This is a genomic window from Streptomyces javensis (assembly GCF_039525925.1).
Taxonomy (GTDB): Bacteria; Actinomycetota; Actinomycetes; order Streptomycetales; family Streptomycetaceae; genus Streptomyces; species Streptomyces asiaticus.
In genome coordinates, this window is sequence record NZ_BAAAIF010000018.1 from 37,692 (window position 1) to 62,312 (window position 24,621).

Consider the following 24,621-nt stretch of genomic DNA (forward strand, 5'->3'; position numbering starts at 1 on the left):
CGCCCGGCACATCCGCCCAGGAGGACCCGTTGACCACAGCAGTTACGCCCCGGCGCAGGGTCCGCGAACGCACCCGCGGCTGGCGCAGAGGCGGCGCCATCATCGCCGACCGCACTACCAAGTACCTCGGGAACCCGTTCACGCTCGACTGGGCATACGCCCTGAAGCTGGCCGAGCCCGGCGACCGCGCGGCAGCCCACGAGGCCGTCGTCGAGCTGTACCGCAAGTGGCTGTCCGGCGATCGCACCCACCTCGACAGCGACGAAGACGACATCCGCCGCGAGCAGGTCCTCAACCGCCTCCCGCTGCTGCGCGGCAAGGACCTCGCCTGCCCCTGCCGAGCACACCTCCGCTGCCACATCGAGGTCCTCCTGCAGTGGGCCAACGCCGAGCCCCGCGAGACCGAGCACTACATAGCGCTCGCCCGCCGCCGGGTCGACGCCTCCCGCGCCCGGCAGGGACAGACCCTCCTCCAGCACATCCTGGACTCACTCACCGCAACGAAGAACCGGAGAACCCGTTGACCACCCGGACCGCCATCACGCTGGCCGCCGCCGGAACCCTCGTCGCCGTTCTGGTCGGCTGCGACGCCAGCAGCGGCAAGACCGACGCCGTGCCGCGCTGCCAGATGACACACACCCACAGCGGGGATCTCGTCCCCACCGGCAGCCGCCGCCCGTGCATCGTCCCGGCGCCCCGCGCACGGAAGCCGCACCGGAACACCCCGGGTCCCGGTCAGCAACCCGGCCAGCTGGGCGTACACGACGGGGCCACCGCGCCGAAAGGCCCCACGCCGCCCGCGAAGAAACCCCCGGTCGTGAAGAAGCCCGAGGTGCCCAAGCCCCCGAAGGCCCCAGCAGCACCGGTCCGTAGGTTCCGGTGACCCCGTTCGCCCCGGCCGACGCCGCCTGGATCCGCGACCACGTCCTCGCCCCGCTGGAGATCCCCCCGGCCTGGCCCGAATGCTCCTGCCAGGGCATCTCCAACGCCTGCCGGTACGGCACGCACGGCGACTGCGGCCACGACCAGTGGGTCGCCTGGTGGGGCACCGAGCCGGAGACCGTCATCGGCGGTGGCTTCGGCCCGTTTCCATGCCGCGGCTCCTTCGGCCTAAACCGCAGCGACGCCACGGTCTACCTCGCCGACCGCAAATGCCACACCCGCTGCAACTGCCACTGCCACTGCCACCAGCCCCCACCTCCGCCCAGCCCCGCTCCGACGCACACCGAACAACTTGACTTGCTCCAGGAGGAGTTATGAGCAAACGCCCGGTCGTCCACTACATGGCGACCCGACCCGACGGAACCGTCCCGCCCAGCTGCGAGTACCTCGCCCGGTGCTACACCCAGCGGGGCGAGACCATCACGACCGTCAACCTGGCCGACCACGTCGGCCAGACCATCGACCACCCCAGCCCCGGGAGGAAGTGGTACACCGACACGCCGTTCTCGTACTTCCACATGTACACCAAGCCCGGCGAGATCCTCGAGCGCATCGAGGAGGGCTGGCCGATCCGGCTGTTCGTCGTGCAGCCGCGCGGCGAGACCGGCAGCTGGGGCGAGGAGACCTACCCGTACTGGCTGATGTCCCACCAGATCCATGTCGTCGAAGAAACCGACGCCTGGCGGGCATTCGGGCACCGCGGCGAGAAGGTCCTCAACACCATCGCCCAGCTGCCCGACCTCGCCCGGCAGTGGGCCGACGCCTGGGACGCCGACCCCGACGGCACCCGCCGCCAGTACGCCGCCTGGGACGAGCGCCTGGACGACACCCGTGCCGTGCGACTGGGCACACTCAAGGCGCGGTACTCCCGACGCGCGGCCGGCCTCAAGACGGCCTACACGCTCGCCGGGGCGGCCGCGGAGAAGGCCGCGACCGACGCCGGAGCCGACACGGACGTCGCCGCCGCGATCCGCCTGCGCGCCCGCTGCCTGGTCGCCGGCCAGCTCCTCCACGACCGCATCCGCTCGGGCGAGTACGAAAAGTCGATCCGCGCGCTGCTGCTCGGAGCCGGACTCGACAGCCCCCAACTGGCCACCACCTGAAAGTGCATACCCGGCCACGGTCCCGGTTCCAGACCGCACCATCCCGCCGCCGCCCACCCGGGCGGCGGCCCAACCCCCACTCAGGAGTACCGTGCCCAACCAACTCGCTGCCGTCCGTACCCTCACCGAGAACGTTGTCGGCGCCCAGATCTGGGACCAGCGGGTCGGCGAATGCGAGACCATGCCCACCAGCGCCTACGACGAACTCGAAGAGAGGAAGGCGAACGGCTCCTGGCCCTCGGTCACCCCACCGACCGCCAGGTCTTGGCCGCGCTCAACGCCTACTACCGTCGCGAGTGCGACTGGCGCATCGTGCCCTGCGACGCACTGAGCGACCTGACCGCACACCACACACGCCGCACCTGGGGAACGGCCGTCGAGGGCGGACCGGAGGAGCGCTCCGCCTGGCTCATCGACGACAGCACCGCCGATGACCCCCACGCCCAGCCGGTGACCTGGATCAGCCACGACGGGCTGGACTACCAGGACGTTGCCGTCCAGGAAGAGTGCCCGGACTGCGGTCGGCTCAGCCGCTCCACCACGTTGTCCTGGGGGCCCGGACGCCGGGTAGGCGGTCCGCACCACATCTGCCGCCACTGTGAGTACCGCTGGCCAGCTGCGCCGGTGTACCACGTCAGCTTGTGGAAGGGGCCGCAGCGCGAGTACCCCGAAGGCCCCGGGGCGTGCTTTGCCTGCCACTGCAGCGACCGGTTTCGGTGCGCGACTGACTGCACCGGCGCTACACCGAACGAGATCGTCGGCCAGCTGCTGTGCACGCCCTGCCGCTCCCAGTTCACGTCGGACTCCTGGCGACAGCTCGTCGCAGCCGGGTACGGAACCCCAAACCATCACCCGTATTTCGCCGAACAGCGCGACCTGTGGCTGGTGCTCCGGACCCGGGCCGGCACCGCACCGGGCGACGCCGCCCGCGCCTGGGAGCAGCGTCTCGCCCTGGCCGCCCGGCGAGCACGGTGACCACCACTCAGTCCGCGCTCGGAGACCGCGCCGCCCCCGTCGCGGTCACCCCGGACACCGTCCCGGCCGGCTGCTACTGGTGGACGGACCCGGATGGCGACCTCTGCCTCATGCCCGGGTGCATGGCCCGAGTGCAAGACCCCGAAGCCGAGTGCACCTGCGACAAGCTCGGCGCCCGGCTGGCCCGCGCCGAAGAGAAGCTGCGCACCAAGGAAGCTGCGGAGCAGTATGCCGGCACCTGGTGGGACGCGCTGACCGAAGCCGTCCGAGCACACCCCAACGCGAACCAGATCCTGGCCGACGCCCACCGCCGGACCGGCCGCTGAACCGGAGGACGACCCCTCTCCAGAACACGGAGGCACGACACATGAGCTTCACGTACACCGACCCCGACGGCTTCAACCTGCTCATCACCCGCACCACCGACGAGGCCGGACGCGCGGTCCTCGAGCTCTCCGTCAGCAACCCACCGGACGGAGACGGCTGGCGGACGGGCAGCAGCGTGCAGATCCCCGCGGAGAAGCTGCTGGACGGGGTCCGAGGCATCGATACCCCGTCTACCGGAGCGCCCCGGCCTTGAAGGACGAACTCACCGAACGCCGCAGCTCCCGCACCACCCATCGCCGCCTGGCCCGGCCGGCCGCCACCGTGCGACCGGCCGAACCGCCGCAGTGGGTCCACACCTTCGTCATCCCCGCCGGAGCCTGCCCGCCGTGCGCCGAGCACCTCCACCACCGCTGCCACGGCGTCAATGTGCTGCTCGACCCTCCACCGAACTGCCCCTGCGACTGCGGCGACCGCCGCAACCCTCTGTACCTCAACCCCCGTGCCTGGGCCGACCTCGCCCTACACCACCCCGACCAGGTCTGGATCGCCGCCATGCTCGAGCGACAGCGCGCCGCCGGCATCCACCGCTGCACCTGGCGCCCCGACGACAGCGGCCTGCGCGCCGCAGATTTCCAATGAGAGGACGAACAGCTATGGCCGGCACCTGGAACTCCCGCCTCGACGTGACCGAAGCACTCGAGACCGATGGCTGGGAGGGCGACGCGGACAACCCCCTGGGGCTCCTGCGGAAGAACGGCGCCGTATGGGGAGTCACCAGCGGCAGCGGCGACTCCAGCCTCACCGGCCCCGAGGGCTGGACCATCGACTTCCCCAGCGACGTGCCCGACAAGTACATCGTCGGCTTCTGCAAGGTCGCCGCAGCCCGCCAGTCGTGACCCGTGGACCAGCACGATGACGGCGAGCAGACACTGCTCCCCATCCCTGTACTCCAGCACCGCCCCGTGGTCACCTGTCTCGACTGCGGGGCGCAGTTGACCGACTCGGAGTCCCGGCGATGGGCCCGTGGCCGAAGGTGCCGAAGCGGCATCGTCTCTGCCCCGATGCCCGGCCGGTTCGACGTCGAGCAGGACGCCCTGCCGGGTGCGTGACGATGCGGCGCGTACTAAGGGACGGCACGTTCACCAGGTCATAGACTTGGTGCTGGCGGTGCGCGACCGCCTGGCATCCGTGATGGGGACGTGAGCCCACGCCGGTCCCCGGTATCCGGCAAGTCGTCCCTGACGCATCGTGCGAGAACAGCGTCCGCCTCGTGAGCGGTACGCGCGTGGGGCGTACCGGCATGGAGTGAGGGACGATGTCCAAGAACCGCGCCCGCGACCGGGCCGCACGCGCCGAGATGGCACGCACTGGCGCCCGTCGCGCCCGGGCCGCCCGCAAGGTCGACACCACCAACCAGTCCAGCGACTACCCCGTACGCCTGGTCGACGCCCACGGCGAGAGCTGGTACCTGACCTCCGGGGAGACCAACGCCTACGGCACCCGCAGCCTGGACTGGAACGAGACCCGCACGTACGAGGAGATCACCGAGCAGGCCGGCCCCGTCCGGCACATTGACGTGCCCGCCGACGGGGACCTTCCCAGCATTCGCCAGGCCCTGGCAGACGCCGGGCCCACCGCGCTGTCCACCCTCATCGCCGCCCTGCACACCGCGGCGACCGCCGCCGAGGAAGCCACCGGTCGGCCGCAGGACCTGGTCGCTGGCCGCCCCGGCTCCACCGAGTCCGTCATCGTGCTGCAGATGACCTTGGACCTCGGCCCCCGCGTGCCGAAGACCTCCGTGGACCCGGCCGCCCTCGAGACCATCGCCCCGATCCTCAGCCGCTGGGTGACCGGGGAGACCGTGGTCGAAGTCGCCGAGAACCTGGCGTACGTCCTCGGCGGCCTCGTCGACCAGGCCGGCTGGCACGGCATCGCCGACCCCTGGACCCGCCGGAACGCCGCACCGTACGCCAGCTGGGCCACCGGACACAGCAACAGCCCCGCAGATGCCCAGCGCGCCCGCGGCGCGGCAGAACTCCTTGACGACAGCGAGGAGACCATCGCCGCGACCGCGTTCCTGCTCAACGCGTCCATCCCCAGCGAGCCGGACCCCAGCCTCGTGGGCGACTCCACCATGGAGCAGCTCTTCGCCGCCTTGGTCGCTCGGGCGATCGGCGCGCTGGAACGCGACGGAACCGAATACGACGCCCGGGCCGACGTCTTCGTCCAGCCCCCCAACGCGACGGCGCGCCCCGGAGACGCCCCTCCCGGCTGGCGCACCATCGACGCTCTGGTCGTGGTCACCGCACGCCGACCCTGGGGCGCCGACGTCGACGAGGACCAGCATGTCATCACGGACGCCTTCCACGCGGCGCGGGACGTCCTCAACCGCTACTGGCCCGGCCTGCCCGAGGAGCACCAGCACGCTGCGCTCTCCCTGGACGTGCTGGCCGCGTTGCGTGGCAAGTTCACCGCCTCGGCCGTTCGCGAGCTGTACGCCGACCTCGTCACCGCCGCCGTCTATCACACCCACACCATCGGCGCCGATCCCGAACTGGCGCCCCCCACCGGGGAACTGACGTAACGAGCCGAAAGCACCGGGCCGTCCTACCAAGCCATCGCCGCCGTACAGGAGTGGCTGCTCCACCTGGCCATGGCAGCGGCGCCCGAGTCAGCGGTACCCCGACCCGGTGGTGGCCTAGGCCACCACCGGGTCGGGGTACCGCCGTCACCGACATCGACAACCTTCGGGACTCATCAAGAGAACAGTCCTGCCAGACTGGGCAACCGCACCCTCCTCTCATGAAGGGCAACAGACGATGCCGGTCAGCAACCGGGCCAAGCGACTGCACACCCTGGCGCGGGACCTCACCAAGCGCTTCGAGTTGCCGCCGGACACCGTGCGCGCCGAACTTGACGAGTACTACCGGCCGGCGAAGTGGTTCCTGCGGTGGACGGATGGTCCCACGGTCGCTCAACTCACCCGGGCCGCCACAGAGATCGACTCTGAGGTCCTGGGCGAGGCGACGCTGTTTCGCGGGTACAGCGACTTCGTGTGGGCACTGGCGACCCTCCGGCTCACGATGACCACCGAGGAGCTGCCTCCTGGGGAGGGGTACTACCCCAACGACTGGGACGTCAGGCAGTGGCTGGAGAAGCGCAGGGCGCCGGCGCCCCGCAACAAGCGCGAGCAGGTGCTGGCCGACCGCCTCGCGGCCATCTGCGACGACAGCATTTCCGGCCGGCCGTCGCAAGACCTCATCGTCGATTTCGTCCGCGAGAACGGAGTCGCGCCCCTGCTGCAGGCGGAGGGCCCCGGCGAGGCGCCGATGACGCCCGTGGAGATCCTGACGGCCCGGTACGCCGCCAACGAGGCCCGTAAGACGTGGAAGCGACGGCTCGCTCCCATGGAGGCGCTGGCGGCGTTTCTTGCTGTTCTGGCAGACCCGGAGCCGGAGTCGGCCGTGGCGTCTGCGGCGCTCGCACTGGTACCCGAAGTGCACCGGCGGATCGATGCCGCGGCGGCCGGACTGCAGGCACGAGTCACGGACTAGGCACAGACGTAGCCTCAACGTCAGCGTGCCGGTACCGTCCGATGGCGCCTTCCCGGGTCTCTTCAACCTCGGCGAGCGTCTGGCCCACTCGTGCAAAGTCCGACCAACAGCGTGCGGTCTTGCCCCACTGTCGGTGACAGCCGGTACCGTGTGGACCACGGCATGACGCGAACCGCCGTTTCCGCTGCCGCCCCGCGCCCACGCCGCAACGGGGCAGCGCCGCCGGACAAGGACCGAAGTCGGGTCCCGCGCAGCACCACCAAGTAGTACCCGTCCGTCCGGCTGCGCCCATTCACGCGACGTCCGGCGGGAGGCGTGGGGTCCCGCGTGGAGACGACCGTGACCAAGACCGGCAACGACCAGCTCAAGCGCCGCGCCCGGCGGATCGCCCGGGACACCGGCCGCCGCTTCCCTGACGTCCTCGCCGAGCTGCCTGGCCAGCGCCGCCGTGCCCCGTCGAAGGAACTCGTCCTGGTCTGCTCGGGCCTCGTACACCCCATCGACGGAGGCCACTGCGCCCGCCCGGCAGGCCACCGTATGCACGAATGGGGATGGGGAGGCTGCTCGGACGACCCCCACCACCCCGCCCACATCTGGCAAGGCTACTTCGATGCGCGTGCTGCTGCCGACCGAGCGCAGCACGAGGCGTGGCTGGCCTCCCTCACCCAAGAGGAACGCGCGGAGTACGAGGCCGAGGAAGAGGCCGCGTACTGGGCGGATATGGCCGACGAGGCCCGCGAGCCGTACGACGCCCAGGCGGAGAAGAGCCTGGAGTACGCGCTCGACGCGGCCGATGAGGAACGCTGGGCTGCTGAAGCCGAGGCACAGGAAGACGCCAGCGGATACGACGAGGACGCGTGGGACGAGGACTGCCGATGAACCTCTACTGGTCGATCGTGCAACAGCGCGCCGCCGAGTACTCCTTGGCCCAGGCAGAGCCCGGCGCCTCGCTGGTGGCCGGACTGCCGGTCCTCGCGGCGCACGCCGAGGACTTCTCGCCTTTCCATACGCTGCACGTGGCCCAGTTCTGCCTGGCCGTCATCGTGTTCGAGGACTGCCCGGACCACCTGCGCGCCCCCGGCGGCGTTCCGGACCTCGGCCGCCTGGTGCCGCAGGACGCCGACGCGCTCACCGTCCTGACGGCCGCCGTGGAGCAGCGGGCCCTGTTCGGTACGGCGCTCGACGAGGAGCTGCGCAACGTCGAGGACCAGGTCGCCGCCACCGCCCGGGCCCGGGCGACCGTCCAGCGGGTACTCGAGCAGGTCCCGTACGGAAGCGCGGGCCGGGAGCAGATGCTCGACATCGTCTATGAGCTGCGCGACGACCCGCGGGCCATCGCCGGGGTCATCGCGCTCACCACCGCGGCGCTGCGCGAAGTGGCCGTCCAGCAAGGGCCGGCTGACGCGTCGGCCCGGCGGTGATGGTGGCAGCCGAGCGCCGGGCCTCGCCCCGGCTTCCCGCCGCCGACCACTCCGCACCCGGCCTGGCCCGCACTGTCGGCTCCCGCCGCTACGGTGCTCGTATGCCACGTCCTCAGCCAGCCGACCTGTGGGCCGAACTGAACCCCCGCCAGCAGACGTACCTCACGGTGATCTACAACGCCGACCAGGACGCGGAAGCGAACCAGAAGGGTGGCGCGTTCGACTGGGGCCATGGCCCGCCGGCCAGCGAATGGCGCTGGCAGACGTTCAGCCTCAAGGCCCCGAAGGAGGTCGTGGGCCGCACGGCGATCCAGTATGCGCTCGCGCAGAAGGACGAGCACGACCAGGGTGCCGGATCATCCCTCGCCGCGTTGCGCCGCCGCTTGCTGATCGAGGTGATGGAGGACTACGTCCAGACCATCCTCGGCATGATCCCCCGCGTCCGGGTGAAGCTGACCACCCTCGGCCGTGCCACGGCCCGCGCCGGCCTTGGCCACACCGCGCCGAAGTCGCCGCCGCGCGGCTTGCTCTCCGAGTGGCTGTGGTCCAACCTCGTCCGCCTCTACCGGGCTGGCCCTGCGGGGATGCCCACCGATTCGCCGCGCGGCACCCCCACCGAGGAGCGCGCCCCGTCGGAAAAGGCCCGCTTCTTCCTTGAACGCGACCAGCGACGCCCGGGCGGCCCGCTCGTCGAAACCAAGTGCGTCCGGAACGGCGAGCCGCGCGAGAGCCCCATGTACCCGGGCCACATGATCTATCCGACGGAGTACCGGGTGTACCTCACTGCGGCCGGCCAGGCTCATTACGAGCAGCACGTTAGGTGCTACGCCGAGCTGTGGCCGGACATCGACGCCCCCGTTCCCGAGGAGCTGCCCGAGGATGCCCACAGCAGCCTCGACGACCACAAGGTGCGCAAGCCCCGCGGCCTCCTCGCCCGGGCCCCGTTTCAGCTCCTGGTCGCCCTCGTCCGCAACGACCTGGACGACAAGCTGTGGATCCGCAAGGAGTGGCCCGCATACTGGAAGAACTTCGGCAGCGAGCCGCCGGAGGCACTGATGGCGCTGCCCGCCGGGATCACTACCAACCACGTACACCGGATCACCCGCAGCTCCACCGCGGCCGCCAAGCTGCTCGGGTTCCGCAGCGGCCCGCTCGCTGCCGAGACGGAGATTTACCAGTGGCTGTACCCGCCCGGACGCCGCTACTGGTCTGACGGTTCGCAGGTCTGGCCTGAGGACTTGAAGGTCCTGCACGTGACCGACGCCGGCCGTACGCACTACGCCGCCAACCTCGAGGCGTACCGGACCACGTACGACGATATTGAGGCTCCGGACGCCCCAGACGCGTGGAAGCTTCCTCCATCCGCAAGCTAGGGGCCAGGGCCCGCCCCTGTATCGCGCGGGGTCCGGCGGTCGAGGAGGAAGCCGACGACGCCCACAACCACGTTGCCGGGCGGGGCGCGGCGAGGGAACGTGGACGTGCGCGAGGCCCTGCGCACCATCGTTCGCTCTGCTCACGCGCTCGCGTGTAAGGTGGGCAGACCGACGCGGGGTGGAGCAGCTCGGTAGCTCGCTGGGCTCATAACCCAGAGGTCGCAGGTTCAAATCCTGTCCCCGCTACCAACGCACCGGCCCCCTCGATGCCATGTCGAAGGGGCCGTCGCATAACGGGGTTGCTGTCCTACGGGCGGAGCCCGCAGCGGCCTGGCGCGATGCGATCTGCATCCGCTCTCCGTCGTACTCGACCGTCTCGCCCGGCAGGATCAGCAGCCCCGCTTCGCCGTCCTGCCAGGCCGCGCCGATCCGGCGCACCTGCACGGCGCGGCCGAACGCGCCGGCCATGAAGACGGGTCCGGCTCCCAGCCGTGCTTCGCGAACCACTGCTCCAGGGCCGAGGAGTCAGCGCCGTCCGCCTCACGCGGCCAGTCGATCCTGCCACCTCCCGCCGACACTCCACCGCGAGGAAGAACGGCGCGGCACCGCTCGGCATCCCCGGGCATATGGTGCGGCGAGCCGGGCGGGCCTTGCATTCGTAGGCGCCACCGCGCGGTGGCGCCTACGAATCAGCGGGCGTCAGGTGTCTCGCGGTGTACCACTTCGCCGCGCTCCGCCGTCCATGTACGCAGCTCTTCCAGACCGTCCGGTGTTTCTAGCCACAGCGTGACGGCCGCGCCGGGTCGGCCACCGTGGCTGCGCGCCCACTCGTGGAACTTCCCCTCGGCCGTATCCGGGTTGCTCCAGGTGCCGGAGACGGCCGGGCCGCCCGGGGTGAACGTCACGGTGATGCGGAACGGTCTCTCTGCGGGCATCGCTACGCCCCGGTGCGCTGCTGCTCGGCGACCTTGTGCCAGGGATTCTCGGCCCTGCTCTGCGCGCGGTCGAGGTACTCCTTCTTCACCGTGGCCGAGCCTTCCGCCCACCGGCCCTGCTTGGTCGGGTCGCCGCCGGCGTCCGCGATCTCCTGGGCGCCGCCGCGGCGCAGCCCGTGCGCTGTGATGTCCTGCCAGTTTGGCAGGCCAGCGGCGTACGCCCGGCCGCGGATCCAGTCGTTGACGGCGTCGCCGGTGACGAAGTCGCCGCGGGTGGTCGCGGTGACCCGGGACTGTAGTGTGCCGGCGACCGTCAGCGCTCGCAGCACCGGCCCGGAGTCCACACCCAGCCGATGCAGGAAGTTCAACCAATCTCGGGTTGCCTCCACCGGGTCATACCGCGGGTCGTCGGCATCGGCCGGCACCCAGGTCTCCTCGCCGTGGGCGTCCTGGTCGGTCTTGGAGTAGGCGACCCACTCGGCCACGCCGCCGTCCTCGACCGTCAGGTCCTCAATGGTCAGGTTCGCCAGCTCGATACGTCTGTTGAGCGCCTTGCGCCCAACGAGCAGCACAAACCGGTCTCGCAGCCCGATCGGGTTGCGCAGGTTGCAGGTGTCGACCATCGCCCGGGCCATGGCGGCCGTAATCGCCGGTGCCTTCTTGACGCGGTTGCGCTTGCTCCAGCTCTTCCGGTACTCACGCAGCATGGCCCGGGCCAGGCCGGTGCCCGGCTTCTTGTCGTCCGGCATCCACGTCCGTACGGCCGACAGGTAGGTGCTGATGGTGTTGGGCCGCATCTCCCGAGCGATCAGGTGCGCGCAGTACTCCACATACGTCGCGGTGGTGCACGGCCGCGCTACTCGGCCCATGGACTCGCACCACTCCGCGAACAGACGCCGCTGGTTACGGTAGTTCCGGCCGGTGTTGTGCGGCGCCGACTCCTCCTCCAGCCGGCGTGCGGTCTCCGGGGACACCTCGTAGTCGCGCCGGGTGTACTGCGGGCCGTCCGCGGTGGCCGGCATGGGCTGGCCCGGGTAGAGGATCGTGTGCTGGTCCATCAGCGACTTGGGTGCCGTCGGCGCGAGGGCGGATGGCGGCCGGTCGTCGTCGAGGAGCTCGGCTTCGACGACCTCGACGACCTCGAGGTCAGTGCCTTCGGTGTCGTGGGCCGGGGTCATGGCGTCACCGAGCCGCGGCCGGGGCGGGAGCGACGGGCATGGGCGGGCAGCCTTTCGGGAGCGGGCAACGCCGGGAGCAGGCGCTTCCTTACTAGTTGATCACTGTTTGTGCTGGTAAGCGGTGTGTTGGGCGGCACACCGCTCGGCGGTCAGGGTGAAGCGGTGTGGTCGCGCCAGGTCATGGCGTAGTCGGGGCTGTAGTCGGGGTGGGTGTGCCAGCGGCGGGCGATGTGCCGCAGGGTCTCCCACGCCTCCTCGGCCCGGGCCCCTCGTACGGCTGGGTCGGGATGGACGTGCACGCCGGACCGGAGCAGGTCGGCGGTGGAGGCCGCTCGGGTGGCCAGGTACTGCAGAGCGTCCAGCGCCAGGTCGGCGTCGCGGTAGGGAGGGGCGTCCCCCAGGTCTGGGAGGTCCTTGCGGGCCTCGTCCAGGCGGGCCTGGACGAAGGCGTCGATCCGGTCATACAGCTCCGGGAGTATCGGGTGCCGTACGTCGGTGGAGGCGGCCATGCTCAACTCCCCTCCGGCTGCGCCTGGTCGGCCGGGCCGGCGATGGACGGCTCGCGCTGAGTGAGGACGACCGCGACGGAATCGAGCACCCGCCGGGTGAGCTGGTGCAGTTCGCCATCGCGGCCGGCGACGCTGTCCGCTGGCCCGGCCTCCCGGCTGTCGAGGGCCATGCGCAGCGCGTCGGACGTCATCGCGAGGCGGCCCAGGGCCTGGTCCTCGTCGTAGGCGGCCGGGGTGGGATCGTCGGGGAGCCCATCGAGAAGCCGCCGCAGCTCGGCGTCCGGGACCGTGGTTGCCGGCCGGTTGTCGAGCAGGGCACCGCGCAGCGTCCCGGCGAGAGGGACGGCCCGCGGCGGGATGCGGTCCGGGTCGGCGCGGCGTGCGGCGAGGAAGCGGCTGAAGACGTCGGGGTCGTGGGTCATGGGCAATCCTTGGTCGGCCGCCAGCGCCTCGGCGGAAATGCCGTGCGCATAGCGGAAGTTGGGGCTCTGGCAGGCGTGCAGGTCGCCCGCGGACCAGTAGTACAGCGGGGTGCCGTGGACGGAGCAGTGGCAGGCAGCGTCGCACCGGTGAGTACGAGGCACGGCGGCCTTCACCGGGAGCCCGAGGCGATGTTCTGGGCGCCGGCCACGCCCTCGCTCAGTGTGGCGAGTTCGCGGCGCACGTCCTCGTGCTCGGCGGTGCCCACCAGCGCGGCGGACAGCATCTGCGCGACCGGGTCGGTGGTCGGGTGCTCGCCCCGGTGGACGGCGCGCAGCCGGTGGAGGTTGACGACATCCCAGGCGCGATCGCTGGACTCCCGTACGGCCTCAGTTGCCGTGCGCGCGGTCTGGAGCGAGCGCAGGAAGTCGACCAGGTCGTGGCTCTCGAGGTGCTCGCGCACCTTGGTCTCCAGGTCGGCCGGGTCGCTCGGGTGGGTGACGGGGTCGTCGTGGTGCCAGTCGCAGTCGTCCAGCGGGCAGGCGACACACGTCCAACCGGCGCCGAACAGGGCCCGGCTGTAGTGCGGGGGCTTCCCACGGGCGGCCTTCCACAGGCCGGCGCGTTCGGCGGCGCGCCGCTCGGCGCTCGCGGTGCTCACGAGTCCGGGTGCGCCGTGGCGCGGTAACGGTCACCGAACTCGAGCAGCTGCTCGACCTCGACGCGTGGCGGTGCCCAGTGGGGCTGGAAGCCGGGGTGGGTGTCCCAGCGGGCGGCGACATGGCGCAGCGCCAGGCCGATGCCGTCGATGAACCCGGCGTCGCGTACATCGATGGCGCCGTGGTCGCGGTAGCGCAAAAGGTCGCCGTGGATGACGAGTTGGGCGTTGACGCCGGCGACGAACGGATCCGCCATGGCGCGCGGGCCCAGGTCGGCGATCCGGTCGGCGAGGAACTGGTGGAGCGCCGCGTACTCCTTGGTGGGGAGCTTGGCAGGAGTGGTCATGGGGTCTCTCGATCGCGGGTGAGGAGGTCGATGGTGGTCAGTAGGCGGTGGGCGGCGGCGTGCAGGTCCTCGTCGTACGCCAGCCGGTGACCGGTCGGGTCCTGCTCCCGCGCGCCGAGTTCGTCGCGAAGCTGCTCGCCGTGCAGGATGAGCCGGTCGATGTCTGCGGTGCCCGCGCGCTCGGCGCCGGGCCCGTCGACGCATGGGGTCGAGCTCACGGCCGGGGCTCCTTCACGCGGGCCTCGCCCAACTCGTGGGGTTCGAGGGTGAATTCCGGTAGGTAGTCGGCGTGGTCCCTCCACTCGCAATGTCGCACAGTGACCGCCAGGCGGTGTCGGCCGCCTGCTCGATGTACCGCTGCGACGTGGGCCTCTCCTCGCTGTACCCCGGGATCAGGGTGGCGACGGCGGCTTGGTTCATGACCACCGTTGTCAGGGCGCGCAGGCCGCGGGAGGCGTCATCTTCGGCGTAGCCGTGCCTGCTGCCCGTGGACGTGTCGAGGAGAGGTTTGATGCGGGCGTCAAGGAAGGCGCGGATCCGAGCGATGTGCTCGACGGTGACGTTCAAGGGCACGGGCCGGCTTCCTCTCTCAGGGCCGCTCAGACAAGCAGCCTCGTATAAGGGAATTTATACGAGCCTGATTATCGCTGCGTGCCGAACAGGGCCTCCAGTACGCGTAACGCGCGATCGCGCACCGCGGGGTCTGGATGTGACACCGCCACCACCAGTACCAGCGAGACGGTGAAGGGCAGGACAGCAAGGACGGAAGGTGTGATCTCCATGCCGTCGAACGTAGGGCGAGTTGCTGTGGCGTTGGAAGACGCGCGGCTGTGGCGAAGTGCGCGCCACACCTGCCGCGCGGTGTGGCGCGGTGAACGCGACAGCAGAATCACCCGATCGGGTCGTGCGCTGCGGCTGATGGGAGTCACCGGACGTCGGTAGCCTGGCGACGCCAGGCCCGGAACCCCTACCTGCGCTCTGCGTTCTCGTACCGCCCGGCAAACTCCCCCCGGATTCCGCTCGTGGTGGTCACCGCCGCGGTCCCGCGCCGCCGCGTCGGGTCGGCGACGGCAGCACCGCCAAGAGGAGCCGCAACAGCGCGACAGGCCACGCCACCAACAGCAGCGTCACCAGACCAGGCAGGTTGTCCTCCAAGTCCCACAGGTCGATCCGTGGACTCGCCGACCCGGCGGGCGTGTTCCTCGCAAACGACACGACGGCGCTCGACGTCACCAGCCAGTTGGCGAGCCAGAGCAGGAGTAGCGCGGAAGGCGTCATGAGGTGAACCTACTCGTGTGCGGCTGCCGCCGCGTCACCATCGCGCACGGGCTGCTGGTTCACCCGGTTGGGCGCCGAGCGCGGTCCGACAGAGATCAAAAATCGCTGTGCGGCTCTCTGAGGGACTGCGCGCCACCCTGACGTCCAATCCATCGGCTGACTCATCGTTCGGCCGCGCACGGGCCCATTACGGCGGTCGCCTTTGTGGCGAATTACGTCGAATGGTGGAACTGTGTGAGTTGAGGGCAGCGACCGCCGTGTGGTCCAGCGCGTCGAGATCTTCGAACAGCTTCTCCCCGCTATCGAGAGCTACCGTGTCGACAACCGGGAGATCGCTGCCTGCCTGGCAAACCCGGGCGGCTGTCAGCGGCCGCCCGAGTCCTGACCCTTTGTGGCCCCGCTTCGTCAGGCCGCCGCAGTCGGGTTCACTCACCAAGAGGCAGCCGCCTGTTCAGATGCGGCAGGCGTGGATGCTGGTGGCCAGGATGGCGTGGGCGCCGACGCTTTCCAGCGCGTCCATGATGCGCTGCGCCTGGTCGGCGGGGACCATGGCGCGGACGGCCGACCAGCCGTCGCGGTGGAGCGGGGAGACGGTGGGTGACTGCAGGCCGGGGGTGAGTGCCACCGCTGTCTCTACGTGTTCGGTGCGGATGTTGTAGTCCATCATCACGTAGGCGCGGGCGACCAGGACGCTCTCAAGACGGCGCAGGAAGCGAGTTACGCTCTCGTTCGTGGTGGGAGCGCCGGCGGGGCGGATGACGATGCCCTCGGATTCCATGATGGGGTCGCCGATGACCTTTAGACCCAGGTGGGCCAGCGTTGTGCCGGTCTCGACCACGTCGGCGATCGCCTGTGCGACACCGAGCTGCAGCGAGGTTTCCACGGCGCCGTCCAGGCGGACGAGGTTGCAGCCGTCGACGCCGTGTTCGGCCAGGTGTTTTGCCACCACGCCGGGGTAGCTGGTGGCGATGGCCATGCCGGCCAGGTCGTGCACGGTCGACGCCGTACCGGGGGTTCCGGCGAAGCGGAAGGTGGAGCGAGCAAAGCCCAGCGGCAGGACTTCTTGAGCGGGGGCTGCAGAGTCCAACAGCAGATCACGGCCGGTGATACCGATGTCGAGTCGGCCGGAGCCGACGTAGACGGCGATGTCCCGGGGACGCAGGTAGAAGAACTCGACGTCGTTCTGCTCGTCGACGATGACGAGTTCCTTCGAAGCGCTGCGCTGGCGGTAGCCAGCCTCATGGAGCATCGCCGTCGCAGGCTCGGACAGTGAACCCTTGTTCGGGATGGCGATGCGCAGCATGGGCATAGCAGTCCTTCGTGATCGCGGTGGGTGATTACGTGGACGCCTATCGTTGCAGACCCGAGGGATGCGTGCTGGCCATTACGGCCTTGACCCTCCCGAGTCTGGTGCTATCCCGCAGTGGCCGGGCATGCCTGCTGGCGTCCGAGCTGATGGCGGGTGAGGGCCTCGGTCTCGGTGAGGGAGGCCAACTGGTCGATGACGACGCGGACGCGTGCCGCGTCATCGTCTGTGGTGGTCCAGGAGTGCGCGAAGGCGGGGTCGAGCGTGGCGGGGGCGCGGTGGAGTGTTGAGCCGAACAGCTCGGCCAGCAGTTCGCGCTGGCGGTTCCGTCGCTGTCGCCGCGCGGGCTCGTGGATGACATGGCGCAGGATGAGCGCCTTGAGCCAGGCGACCTGGGCGCGCGCCCATCCGGGGACGCACAGCTCGGCGCGGTAGCGGGTCAGACTGTCGCCGTCGTATTGGCGGCGGGTCTCGGTGACGGCGGCCTGGGTGAAGGTGGCGATGAGCTGGTCGGAGAGGTGCTGAAGTGCTGCTCGGGCAGGGGTGGTGCCGTCGTGCCCGGCGAGCAGTGCGGTCATCGGCGGCAGGTTCATCAGGTCGGCGGCGGCGTGCTCGACCGCGGCCTGGGGCTGGGTGGTCATGCGGTGGGCGGCGAGGTCGGCGACGGCGGCCCGCTCGGAGCGGCTGGCCAGCTGCGCGGGGGTGATCAGACCGGCGCGCAGGGCGTCCTCGATGTCGCCGGTGGCGTTGGCGATGTCGTCAGCCCAGTCCGTGATCTGTGCCTCGAGGCACGGGCGCCGCGGCGGGCTCTGTTCTCTCACCCACATGAGCGCGGGGAGGTCGTCGTGGTAGGCGCCGAACTTCGCGAGCCCGGGCCTCCGCCGCCAGGGGTATTTGCAGGCTGCGTCCAGCGCCGCGCGGGTCAGGTTCAGGCCGCCCGCGGCGTGTGTCCCGGGCTCCAGACGGGAGAGGATGCGCATGCTCTGGGCGTTCGCCTCGAATCCCCCGCAGGGCTGCGCCAGTTCATTGAGCGCTCGCTCGCCGTTGTGGCCGAACGGTGGGTGCCCCAGGTCGTGGGCGAGTCCGGCGGTCTCCAGCAGCAGCGGGTCGGCCCCCAGGGGTGTGCCGATCGCGCGGGCGATGTCGGCGACCTCCAGCGAGTGCGTCAGCCGGACCCGGACCGCGGGGGCCTCGGCGGCGTCCAGGCACTGTGTTTTCCCGCCGAGCGTGCGCCATGCGGCCGAGCGCAGCACGCGCGCCCGGTCGCACACGAAGGGATCGCCCGCGTGGTCGGTTTCGGCGGCGCGCCACCGCTGTACGTCGTGCTCGGTGTAACCGGTTGGTGGTGTCACATGACCTCCCCGGATGCGGTGCTCTGCTCGAACAGGGCCGCGAAGGCGGCAGGACTGAGATAACGGGCGTAGAGGGGATCGCCGATGAGCTGGGCGCGCGTGCGGCCGCGGAAGGCCGCGTCCAGATACATCAGGCGCCGCAGCAGCGCGGCGTGGATCCGGCGGTGGCCGATGTCCAGGGTCCGGCCGGGTGCCAGGGCCCGCAGCGCGCGGGTGTTGATCAGCTGGTTGGTGTCGAGCAGCCGCAGGTCCCCGTCGGTGTCCACCGCGAGATTGCGGAACCGCATATCGATGATGTCCGGCAGGAGTGTCTGCTCCACCGGCGCCCGCTCGAGCAGGGATCTGGTCACCGTCACGAACCGGCCCAGCTGGTGGAGGGTCTCCCGCGTCAAGTCGGCTGCGCGGACGCGGTTCAGCGGCCTGCTGGCGTCCACCTCCACCCACTGTTTGGCCAGCACCGCGCGGGCCAGCGGCGCGCAGGGTGCTGGTGCGAACAGGTGTTGGCCGGGGATGAGGCCGGGGAGGGCGGAGTACGCCTGCCTGAGGTAGGCGTACTCCGCGTTGACCCTGGCTACCGTCAGCTCGGTGTCCGGCCGGAACAGCTGGATGCAGTACCGGCCGCCGGTGCGGCGGTAGACCTGGCTGTGCTCGCCGTCGCCGACCAGGCGGTAGCCGGCGGGCGGTGAGAGCAGCACGGGCGTGGATGTCACCCCGGGACCGCCGCGCGGTCGCCGGTCATTACCAGCGCGTCATCGGTGACCAGCGCGGTCGCGCCCAGGCGTCGTGCGCAGGCCAGGGCGTGGTCGGCGGTCTCCACCAAGGGCTCGCCCGGCCCGTTGAAGCTGGTGTTCAGCAAGACCGGCGGGTGACCGCGCTGGCTCAGGGCCTCCAGGACCGCGTGGACGAAGGGCTCGTCGGCGGCTTGGAGGCGCTGGGGGCGGGTAGTGCCGTCGACGTGCGCCACGGCCGGGATCGCGGCCGCGCCCGCCTCGGTCAGGCGCGCGGCGCCGAGCATGTACCGCTCCAGGTGCCCGGCCGGCTCCCACAGCCCGGGGTCGGCGTGGGTGACCGGCCCGAACGGGCGCCACTGCTCACGCCTCTTGAGAGCGTTCATCCGCTCACGCATGTGCGAGGTGACCGGGGAGGCGAGGAAGGAGCGGTGGCACAGGGCGCGAGGGCCGACCTCGGAGCGGCCCCGGCAGACGCCGATGATGTGGCCGTCCGCCAGGAGGTCGGCCACCCGGTCGACGTCCAGGTCCCTCGGGGTGGCGCCGTGGCCGTCGGACAGCGGGCCGGGCCAGCCGCCGGTGTAGGCGGTCATGACCGACGGCTGACGGGGTGCTGCGAGCGACCAGGCCGCGCCCAGGGCCACTCCGGAGTCGTGCGGCACGGGCGGCACGTACACCTCGCCGGGCAGGCGGCCGTTGGCCGCGCAGTTGAGCCCCACGCCCCCGGCGATGCACAACTGCTGGATGCCGGTCATCTCCCGCGCCTGGCCGGCCAGCCAGCCGACCACCTGCTCGACCGTCGCCTGCGCCGCGGTGGCCACACGCACCGCGGCCGGGTCGGCCGCCAGGTTCCCCGCGGACTCCTGCGGCCCAGGCGCCCCGGCGAAGCTGCGGACGCGCTTGTGCCAGCGGTGCTTGGTCGCCTCGTAGTCCTGACGGCTGTCGGTGCCCAGGGTGGAGATCAGTCCGTGCGGGCCGGTGGTCAGCCACCCGGGGTCCGGCACATTCCAAGTGGCGCCGTAGGCCGCCAGCCCCATCACCTTGCCCGCACCCCGCCGCCCGAGCCCCAGCCACAGACTAGCCGCCTCGTACAGATGGCCGAGGCTGAAGACCTGCGGCCAGCACGCCAGCCGCACCAGCGGGTGACCGCGCCGAGCGCGGTAGATGGAGATCGCCTCGTCCTCGCCGTTGCCGTCGACGACCAGGACAGCCGCCTGATCGTAGGGGCTGCCCCAGAAGGCGGAGGCCGCGTGCGCCTGGTGGTGCGCGATGCACTGCACATCCGGCAGCCGCGGCCCATAGAACCCCAGCTGCCCCAGCAGGACCCGGCGGCTGTCGAAGCCCCAGGGGACGCCCTGGCGGGCACTCAGCCGCGGCTCATCCCAGCCCACGGCCACGACATCAACATCGGCCGCCGTGATGCCGGCCGTCTCCAGACACCGGGCGACCGCCAGCGCCGGCGCCTTCACCCCGGCCGAATGGCGCACCCGGTTCAGCCGCTCCTCCTCGATGGCGGCCAGCACCGTGCCGCGCTCGTCCACCAGGCAGGCGGCGGGATCATGGAAGATGCCCAGGCCCGCGTTGACTCCCAGGATGTACGTCATCGGGCGCCCGCTCCTTCCGCGACCGGCGAGGCGGCGGCCGCGGTGAGCACGGCTTCGTAGCCGTCGACCATGGCGTCCAGGGTGAAGCGCTCGGCGCTGGCCCTGCCCGCCCGCGCGAGGCGGTCATGCAGGGCGTCGTCGTTCAGGACACGCTCCAGCGCGGCAGCGATCGCGACCGGGGAGCCGGGCGGAACCAGCAGCCCGGAGATCTCATCGTCGATGTACTCCAGCGGACCGCCGTGTCCGGCTGCGATGACCGGCACACCGGCCAGCATCGCTTCGATGTTGGCGTATCCGAACGGCTCCGGCTCCCGTGACGGGTGCACGGCCACATGCGCCGCGGCGTAGCAGGAGGCCACCTCCTCAGGGCTCAGCGCATCGAGCAGGACCACCCTGCCGCTCAGCCCCAACTTGGTGATCAGCCGGGCGAGTTCGGCCTCGTAGCCGGGGCACCGCGAATCCACCAGGCCCGCCCCGTTCATCACCACGATGGTGTCCTCCAGCACGCCGCGCTCCTTGAGGCGGGCGGCGGCCCGGATGACGTCCTCGTGCCCCTTCCAGGGCACCCGGCGGGCCGAGACAAGCACGATACGGCTCCCGCTGTAGAGCCAGTTGCGGTCCCGGACCCGGCCGAAGACCTCGGCCTCCCGCGCGTGCCGCAGCCGGGCCTCGAAGTTCCCGAGGTCCAGACCGTTGTGGACCGTGCGGACCCGGCTGGCGGGGACACCCGCTGACAGCAGCGTCTGCCGTACGGATTCCGAGACCGCGATCAGGGTCAGTCCGGCTGTGTCCTCGCTCATCCGACGGGCGAGGTATCGGAATCGGTGCTCGGCGTCCACGGCGTCGTGGACCACGCCGGTGAGCCGCACATCCCCCAGGAGTCCCATCTCCTGGGCCTTGAGGACACCGGTGATCGGGTTGATGTTCTGCAGGAGCAGGTCCGCGATCCCCGCGTCGCGGATGACCTTGGCATACTGCTCCGCCAGCGACCGCCAGACCGGGTTGCCCGGGTCGTCGATCCGCTCCTCATACCACCGGCGCACCAGGAGCTTGTCCTTCGCGCCGGACGGGCCCTGCAGCTGGGGGAACCGCGTGGCGATGTACCGCAGATCCGCCTGCACCCCTTCGGGGGTGAGCAGACTGACCGCGGCTCCCGGCTCGGCCGCACCGGTCTGGGTGACCGCGAGCCGCATGCCCGGATGCCGCTCGGCCAGGCCCCGCAGCAGCTGGTGGGTATGCGTCACCAGCCCCGTTTCCCGGACCGGCTTCGCCGTTCCGGTCGCAAGCAGTGTGCCCCGCACGTCATAGGTACAAATGTGCAGGGCATCGGGGAATAACCCCATGTCTCCTCCGGCATGGTCATCAAGGGTTGAGGCGAAACGCCAGATCAGCCGCCCAGATACGCAGCCGAAGAGAATCCACCCTCCGGCCCGGCGGCTGCCGCATACGCTCGCCCATCCGACGGCCCCTCGGACAGGCTCGCCGCCGTTGCTCCCCGGTGCGCCTGAGAGCAACGGACAGCAACGAGCCTTCGCCTTCCCCCAGAAGAAGGCCAGACGCTACAATCCCGCCACTCTCAGTACCTATTCGCGTACTCAGCGGAGGCATACATGACCCCCCGCACCACCCGAACAGGCACGCCCCGCGGATACCTGCTCACCCAAGCCCTGAAAGTACGCGGGTGGACCCCGGCAGAGCTGGCACGCCGTCTACGCGACCTCAGCCAGGAGCGGGGCTGGCCCATCCGCCCAGGACGCGACGGCGTCTGGTACTGGGAGCGCTGGAGGACACCCGACTTACCCACCCAGTGCCTGATCGCCGTAATACTCGGTATACCGCTCACTGCCGTAGATGAGCGACCATGGCCGGAGTGGCTCGCCGAAGACCCCGCCCAGCGGCCCACACTGCCTCCCTGGACACTGCTCGGCGCCACCCAAGCACTCCAAGCACTCACCGACCTCGCAGGAGAGGGCGCCGTGGAAGCCACCCGCAGGGACATCGCACTCATCGCCGGCAGCACACTCACCACCACGCTGTTATCGTGGCTGACCGCCGACCCCGTAGCCGCCGGCCAGATCACCAGCCAGCGCATCGGTGAAGCAGCCGTCGCGCGGATCGAAGAACGGGCCCGGATACTCAGGCACACAGACGACGAAGACGGCGGCGGATCCCTCCTCACCGAGACAACCAGCGCCCTGATCCTGGTCAAACGGCTGATCCTCCACCACTCCCACAGCACCGCCCACCGCTCCCGCCTCTACGCCACCGCCAGCGACCTCGCGCGGCAACGCGCCGCTGCCCTGTTCGACGTCAAAGGCCAATGCGCGGACAAGGCGTTCGAGACCGCACTCCGCCTGGCAAAGATCGCCGAAGACGACGCCCTCGGCGCCAACGCCCTAGCCTTCTGGGCCGTCTCCGCCTACAACACCGGCCGGCTCCGCGACGCCGTAGCCATGGCCGACACCGGGCTCGCCGCCGTACGCGGCCGCACCACACCACGAGTCGAAGCCATGCTCACCTCCCGCCGCGGCCGCGCCCGCGCACACCTCGGCGATGACCGAGGCTGCTGGGCCGACTTCGACCGGGCCGAAGAACTGCTCGCCCGAGCCCCCGGGCACGACGACCCCGACTGGGCCTACTGGTTCGACAAGGCCGAGCTGCTCGGCGCCCGCGCCTCCAGCTACCGAGACCAGAACCAGCCCGGCCCCGCCGCCGCCGCGTTCGCCCAGGCGCACACCCTCTACGCCACCAGCCACCCGTGCGTCCGCACGCACGCCCTCTACCTGTCGCGACAGGCTGACGCCCAGCTCACCCAGCAGCAGGTCGAGCAGGCATGCGCCACGGCGAACCAGGCGCTGGACCTGACGGAGACCATCAGCTCCCACCGGACCACCGGCCCGCTGCTCGACCTGGCCGAGCGGCTCTCCGCCTTCACGGTGCCGGCGGCACGGGAATTCCGGGACCGAGCCCAGACCGTGCTGGCAGCATGATGCGTCGCCGATCGTCGCTGAAGGCCACCCGCCTCCGGCGCGGAACCCTCGGATCGATGCGAGATCCACTCACAGCATGGCCGTAACCCGGTGCCCTCGTTCGCCCCTTCAGAATGGAGAGGTGAACCCCCGCGATCTCGATCTCACCATCGCTGCCGCACAGGCCGCTGGCCCCTGCCCGCCGGGCGAGGAGGCTGCCTGGGCCAACCGCGTCCGCGACCTGGCGGTCGACCTCTACGTCCTCGGTGACACCGTCGGCCAAGACCTCGCCCGACTCGACGCCGCCCGCCAGTTCACCGCGACCGTGCTGTCCGTGAGAGTCGAGCCGTCCAGCACCCGCGGCGTCCTGGTCCTACGCAACAGCTCCGGCGAACACGAGATGTTGCGCACAGACCGGAGCGACTCCGACGTCGGCAGGGCGATGGTAGAGAAGGCCCGCGCGCTGGTAGGCCACCGCGTCCGGGTCTACCGGGTCAACGAGGCCATGGCCTCCAACGCCAAAATGCAGGTCCGTATGGTCGTGCACCTCGTCGACTTCGGCGTAGACACCGATCCGGTCCCCGAGGCCAGCGCCAAGCAGGTCCTGGTCAACGAGGCCGAGGGCGACACCGACGCCGCCCGGGACGCCTGGGACGTGGCCGGCCTGCCGGACAGCGGGTCCGTCACCGTGCAACAGCTCATCGCAGCCTTGAACCACCTGCCCACCGCCGTGCCGTAGCCAACGACAGGCTGGTACCCGGCGGCCCGGGCCTCTACCATGCGTTCCTGGTCCGGCCCCGATACCTGCGGGGCCGGACCAGGCGCCAGGGTCAGCCAGTTGAGTCGTCCCCTGCCTTCTGCAGCTCCCGCTGGGCGGCGAGCAGCGTCTCCGGTACCGGGGTTGCGCACATCTGCGTGAGTGCCTCCTCGCTGATCACCGGCCGATCGATACCAGCCGGGTCAACCAACCGGCCGAGGAAGGCGCAGATCAGCTCGGCAGGCACGGCGCCGGTGAACGTCGCCTTCCAGGTGAGCGGCCGGGCGGGCACCGCCAGGTTGTCCGCCATGGGGAAGCCGACGCCCTCCACCTTCCACAACACCCCGGTAGTGGCGTACTCGATCGACTCGGGCTGGAACACCAAGCGGACCTGCCCGGTCGGCGCGACAGCCTCGGTGGTGCAGTTCGCGTCGGTGTGCTCGGCCCAGCCAGCGGCGGCCAGCAACTCCCACACCTCGCCCGTCTCACCCGCGCCCGCCAGGGGCGCCGAGACGGTCCGCGTGCTCACTTTATCGGTCACGTATATTCCTTTCGGTAAAGGGGGAATTTCCCCCTGCCGTTTTCGGCTGACAGGAACATAGCTCGCCCCTCGGAACACGGCAACGCCCCTTTTGGAAAAGGACAGAATTAGCGTCGAAATTCTAAATGGCGCCGCTTTAGAGCCGAAGGCCCTGGACGACGCGGAGCCCCTGGCTGCTGCACCCTCGCGGCAGCCAGGGGCTCTTCACGTGCAGGCGGAGCCGGAGGCCGAACCCCAGTAGCACTGTTCCCCAAGACCGGAGCCCGTTTTCGCGCTTCTCAATCCTGAACCACGGATTTGGTGTATGAGTAGAGGCCGTTCCTCAAGGGGAACCGCTAGCAGGG

Annotated in this window: 34 protein-coding genes and 1 tRNA gene; 18 read left to right on the forward strand and 17 right to left on the reverse strand. The window is 70.6% G+C overall.

The genetic code is table 11. From position 1 onward, the window contains the following. The first annotated feature begins 29 nt into the window (after nt 1–29). The 16 genes from ABD329_RS18360 to ABD329_RS18430 all read left to right on the forward strand — a co-directional run bounded on the left by ABD329_RS18360 (nt 30) and on the right by ABD329_RS18430 (nt 9,944). Nucleotides 30–524, forward strand: coding sequence for a DUF4326 domain-containing protein (locus tag ABD329_RS18360; RefSeq protein ID WP_198274932.1), 495 nt, complete (start codon nt 30–32; stop codon nt 522–524). Further along, nucleotides 521–883 carry a hypothetical protein gene (locus tag ABD329_RS18365; protein WP_198274931.1) on the forward strand — a complete coding sequence of 121 codons (363 nt, stop codon included), beginning with the start codon at nt 521–523 and terminating at the stop codon, nt 881–883. Before ABD329_RS18360 ends, ABD329_RS18365 begins: the two co-directional genes overlap by 4 nt. Further along, nucleotides 880–1,260 (forward strand): hypothetical protein, encoded by a 381-nt coding sequence (locus tag ABD329_RS18370; RefSeq protein WP_198274930.1) that lies wholly within the window; start codon nt 880–882, stop codon nt 1,258–1,260. The genes ABD329_RS18365 and ABD329_RS18370 overlap by 4 nt, the downstream gene beginning before the upstream one ends. Continuing rightward, nucleotides 1,257–2,045: a hypothetical protein gene (locus ABD329_RS18375; RefSeq protein ID WP_198274929.1), complete on the forward strand. Its 789-nt coding sequence runs from the start codon at nt 1,257–1,259 to the stop codon at nt 2,043–2,045. Before ABD329_RS18370 ends, ABD329_RS18375 begins: the two co-directional genes overlap by 4 nt. A gap of 264 nt (nt 2,046–2,309) precedes the next feature. Next, entirely contained in the window at nt 2,310–3,020 is a 711-nt protein-coding gene (locus tag ABD329_RS18380; RefSeq protein WP_198274928.1) for a hypothetical protein, read from the forward strand. Next, the gene (locus tag ABD329_RS18385; RefSeq protein ID WP_198274927.1) at nt 3,017–3,346 is read left to right on the forward strand and encodes a hypothetical protein; all 330 of its coding nucleotides are present in this window, start codon (nt 3,017–3,019) and stop codon (nt 3,344–3,346) included. The genes ABD329_RS18380 and ABD329_RS18385 overlap by 4 nt, the downstream gene beginning before the upstream one ends. Nucleotides 3,347–3,387: 41 nt before the next feature. Next, a complete protein-coding gene (locus tag ABD329_RS18390; protein WP_198274926.1) occupies nt 3,388–3,600 on the forward strand; it encodes a hypothetical protein in 213 nt (70 codons plus the stop codon). Beyond that, nucleotides 3,597–3,986: a hypothetical protein gene (locus ABD329_RS18395; RefSeq protein ID WP_198274925.1), complete on the forward strand. Its 390-nt coding sequence runs from the start codon at nt 3,597–3,599 to the stop codon at nt 3,984–3,986. The genes ABD329_RS18390 and ABD329_RS18395 overlap by 4 nt, the downstream gene beginning before the upstream one ends. 14 nt (nt 3,987–4,000) lie before the next feature. Beyond that, the gene (locus ABD329_RS18400) at nt 4,001–4,243 is read left to right on the forward strand and encodes a hypothetical protein (protein ID WP_198274924.1); all 243 of its coding nucleotides are present in this window, start codon (nt 4,001–4,003) and stop codon (nt 4,241–4,243) included. Between the two features lie 66 nt (nt 4,244–4,309). Beyond that, nucleotides 4,310–4,456, forward strand: a complete 147-nt coding sequence (locus ABD329_RS48245; RefSeq protein ID WP_425574352.1) for a hypothetical protein — start codon at nt 4,310–4,312, stop codon at nt 4,454–4,456. Between the two features lie 206 nt (nt 4,457–4,662). Next, nucleotides 4,663–5,931, forward strand: a complete 1,269-nt coding sequence (locus ABD329_RS18405; RefSeq protein ID WP_198274922.1) for a hypothetical protein — start codon at nt 4,663–4,665, stop codon at nt 5,929–5,931. Nucleotides 5,932–6,166: 235 nt separating this feature from the next. Further along, nucleotides 6,167–6,901: a hypothetical protein gene (locus ABD329_RS18410; RefSeq protein ID WP_198274921.1), complete on the forward strand. Its 735-nt coding sequence runs from the start codon at nt 6,167–6,169 to the stop codon at nt 6,899–6,901. 327 nt (nt 6,902–7,228) lie between these two features. Next, nucleotides 7,229–7,780 (forward strand): hypothetical protein, encoded by a 552-nt coding sequence (locus tag ABD329_RS18415; RefSeq protein WP_198274920.1) that lies wholly within the window; start codon nt 7,229–7,231, stop codon nt 7,778–7,780. Further along, the gene (locus ABD329_RS18420; protein ID WP_344316651.1) at nt 7,759–8,322 is read left to right on the forward strand and encodes a hypothetical protein; all 564 of its coding nucleotides are present in this window, start codon (nt 7,759–7,761) and stop codon (nt 8,320–8,322) included. Before ABD329_RS18415 ends, ABD329_RS18420 begins: the two co-directional genes overlap by 22 nt. A 101-nt stretch (nt 8,323–8,423) precedes the next feature. Further along, nucleotides 8,424–9,695 carry a hypothetical protein gene (locus tag ABD329_RS18425; protein WP_198274918.1) on the forward strand — a complete coding sequence of 424 codons (1,272 nt, stop codon included), beginning with the start codon at nt 8,424–8,426 and terminating at the stop codon, nt 9,693–9,695. 172 nt (nt 9,696–9,867) lie between these two features. Beyond that, nucleotides 9,868–9,944: transfer RNA gene (locus tag ABD329_RS18430), tRNA-Met, on the forward strand. Here ABD329_RS18430 and ABD329_RS18435 read toward each other — a convergent pair. The 16 genes from ABD329_RS18435 to ABD329_RS18510 form a co-directional block, all read right to left on the reverse strand. Beyond that, nucleotides 9,939–10,202 carry a hypothetical protein gene (locus tag ABD329_RS18435; RefSeq protein WP_344316652.1) on the reverse strand — a complete coding sequence of 88 codons (264 nt, stop codon included), beginning with the start codon at nt 10,200–10,202 and terminating at the stop codon, nt 9,939–9,941. The genes ABD329_RS18430 and ABD329_RS18435 overlap by 6 nt on opposite strands. A gap of 182 nt (nt 10,203–10,384) precedes the next feature. After that, entirely contained in the window at nt 10,385–10,630 is a 246-nt protein-coding gene (locus ABD329_RS18440; RefSeq protein WP_198274916.1) for a hypothetical protein, read from the reverse strand. Between the two features lie 2 nt (nt 10,631–10,632). Continuing rightward, nucleotides 10,633–11,808 carry a site-specific integrase gene (locus ABD329_RS18445; RefSeq protein ID WP_198274915.1) on the reverse strand — a complete coding sequence of 392 codons (1,176 nt, stop codon included), beginning with the start codon at nt 11,806–11,808 and terminating at the stop codon, nt 10,633–10,635. A gap of 149 nt (nt 11,809–11,957) precedes the next feature. Continuing rightward, the gene (locus ABD329_RS18450; RefSeq protein ID WP_198274914.1) at nt 11,958–12,317 is read right to left on the reverse strand and encodes a hypothetical protein; all 360 of its coding nucleotides are present in this window, start codon (nt 12,315–12,317) and stop codon (nt 11,958–11,960) included. 2 nt (nt 12,318–12,319) lie between these two features. After that, nucleotides 12,320–12,901: a hypothetical protein gene (locus ABD329_RS18455; RefSeq protein ID WP_198274913.1), complete on the reverse strand. Its 582-nt coding sequence runs from the start codon at nt 12,899–12,901 to the stop codon at nt 12,320–12,322. An 8-nt stretch (nt 12,902–12,909) separates the two neighbouring features. Next, entirely contained in the window at nt 12,910–13,398 is a 489-nt protein-coding gene (locus ABD329_RS18460) for a hypothetical protein (protein WP_198274912.1), read from the reverse strand. Then, nucleotides 13,395–13,742: a hypothetical protein gene (locus tag ABD329_RS18465; protein WP_198274911.1), complete on the reverse strand. Its 348-nt coding sequence runs from the start codon at nt 13,740–13,742 to the stop codon at nt 13,395–13,397. The genes ABD329_RS18460 and ABD329_RS18465 overlap by 4 nt, the downstream gene beginning before the upstream one ends. Further along, nucleotides 13,739–13,960 (reverse strand): hypothetical protein, encoded by a 222-nt coding sequence (locus ABD329_RS18470; protein ID WP_198274910.1) that lies wholly within the window; start codon nt 13,958–13,960, stop codon nt 13,739–13,741. The genes ABD329_RS18465 and ABD329_RS18470 overlap by 4 nt, the downstream gene beginning before the upstream one ends. Nucleotides 13,961–13,973: 13 nt before the next feature. Next, complete coding sequence (locus ABD329_RS18475; protein ID WP_344316653.1) at nt 13,974–14,315, reverse strand: hypothetical protein; 342 nt, start codon at nt 14,313–14,315, stop codon at nt 13,974–13,976. A gap of 68 nt (nt 14,316–14,383) precedes the next feature. After that, the gene (locus ABD329_RS18480; RefSeq protein WP_198274908.1) at nt 14,384–14,671 is read right to left on the reverse strand and encodes a hypothetical protein; all 288 of its coding nucleotides are present in this window, start codon (nt 14,669–14,671) and stop codon (nt 14,384–14,386) included. A gap of 100 nt (nt 14,672–14,771) precedes the next feature. Further along, on the reverse strand, nt 14,772–15,020 hold the full coding sequence (locus tag ABD329_RS18485; protein WP_198274907.1) for a hypothetical protein: 249 nt from the start codon (nt 15,018–15,020) through the stop codon (nt 14,772–14,774). Between the two features lie 451 nt (nt 15,021–15,471). Continuing rightward, nucleotides 15,472–16,323: an ATP phosphoribosyltransferase gene (gene hisG, locus ABD329_RS18490; protein ID WP_198274906.1), complete on the reverse strand. Its 852-nt coding sequence runs from the start codon at nt 16,321–16,323 to the stop codon at nt 15,472–15,474. A 110-nt stretch (nt 16,324–16,433) separates the two neighbouring features. After that, the gene (locus tag ABD329_RS18495; protein WP_309142591.1) at nt 16,434–17,678 is read right to left on the reverse strand and encodes a deoxyguanosinetriphosphate triphosphohydrolase; all 1,245 of its coding nucleotides are present in this window, start codon (nt 17,676–17,678) and stop codon (nt 16,434–16,436) included. Continuing rightward, on the reverse strand, nt 17,675–18,388 hold the full coding sequence (locus ABD329_RS18500) for a hypothetical protein (protein WP_198274905.1): 714 nt from the start codon (nt 18,386–18,388) through the stop codon (nt 17,675–17,677). The genes ABD329_RS18495 and ABD329_RS18500 overlap by 4 nt, the downstream gene beginning before the upstream one ends. Continuing rightward, nucleotides 18,385–20,010: a carbamoyltransferase C-terminal domain-containing protein gene (locus ABD329_RS18505; RefSeq protein ID WP_198274904.1), complete on the reverse strand. Its 1,626-nt coding sequence runs from the start codon at nt 20,008–20,010 to the stop codon at nt 18,385–18,387. The genes ABD329_RS18500 and ABD329_RS18505 overlap by 4 nt, the downstream gene beginning before the upstream one ends. Beyond that, complete coding sequence (locus tag ABD329_RS18510; protein WP_198274903.1) at nt 20,007–21,254, reverse strand: glycosyltransferase family 4 protein; 1,248 nt, start codon at nt 21,252–21,254, stop codon at nt 20,007–20,009. The genes ABD329_RS18505 and ABD329_RS18510 overlap by 4 nt, the downstream gene beginning before the upstream one ends. A gap of 366 nt (nt 21,255–21,620) precedes the next feature. Between ABD329_RS18510 and ABD329_RS18515 the strand changes: the two genes are divergently transcribed. Together ABD329_RS18515 and ABD329_RS18520 are read left to right on the forward strand one after the other, a co-directional pair. After that, entirely contained in the window at nt 21,621–23,000 is a 1,380-nt protein-coding gene (locus tag ABD329_RS18515; RefSeq protein ID WP_198274902.1) for an NsdA family TPR-like regulatory protein, read from the forward strand. A gap of 121 nt (nt 23,001–23,121) precedes the next feature. Then, nucleotides 23,122–23,718 carry a hypothetical protein gene (locus ABD329_RS18520; protein ID WP_246618103.1) on the forward strand — a complete coding sequence of 199 codons (597 nt, stop codon included), beginning with the start codon at nt 23,122–23,124 and terminating at the stop codon, nt 23,716–23,718. A 91-nt stretch (nt 23,719–23,809) separates the two neighbouring features. On the opposite strand, the gene ABD329_RS18525 is transcribed toward ABD329_RS18520, so the two are convergent. Next, nucleotides 23,810–24,277, reverse strand: a complete 468-nt coding sequence (locus ABD329_RS18525; RefSeq protein WP_198274901.1) for an SPDY domain-containing protein — start codon at nt 24,275–24,277, stop codon at nt 23,810–23,812. Nucleotides 24,278–24,621 lie beyond the last annotated feature (344 nt).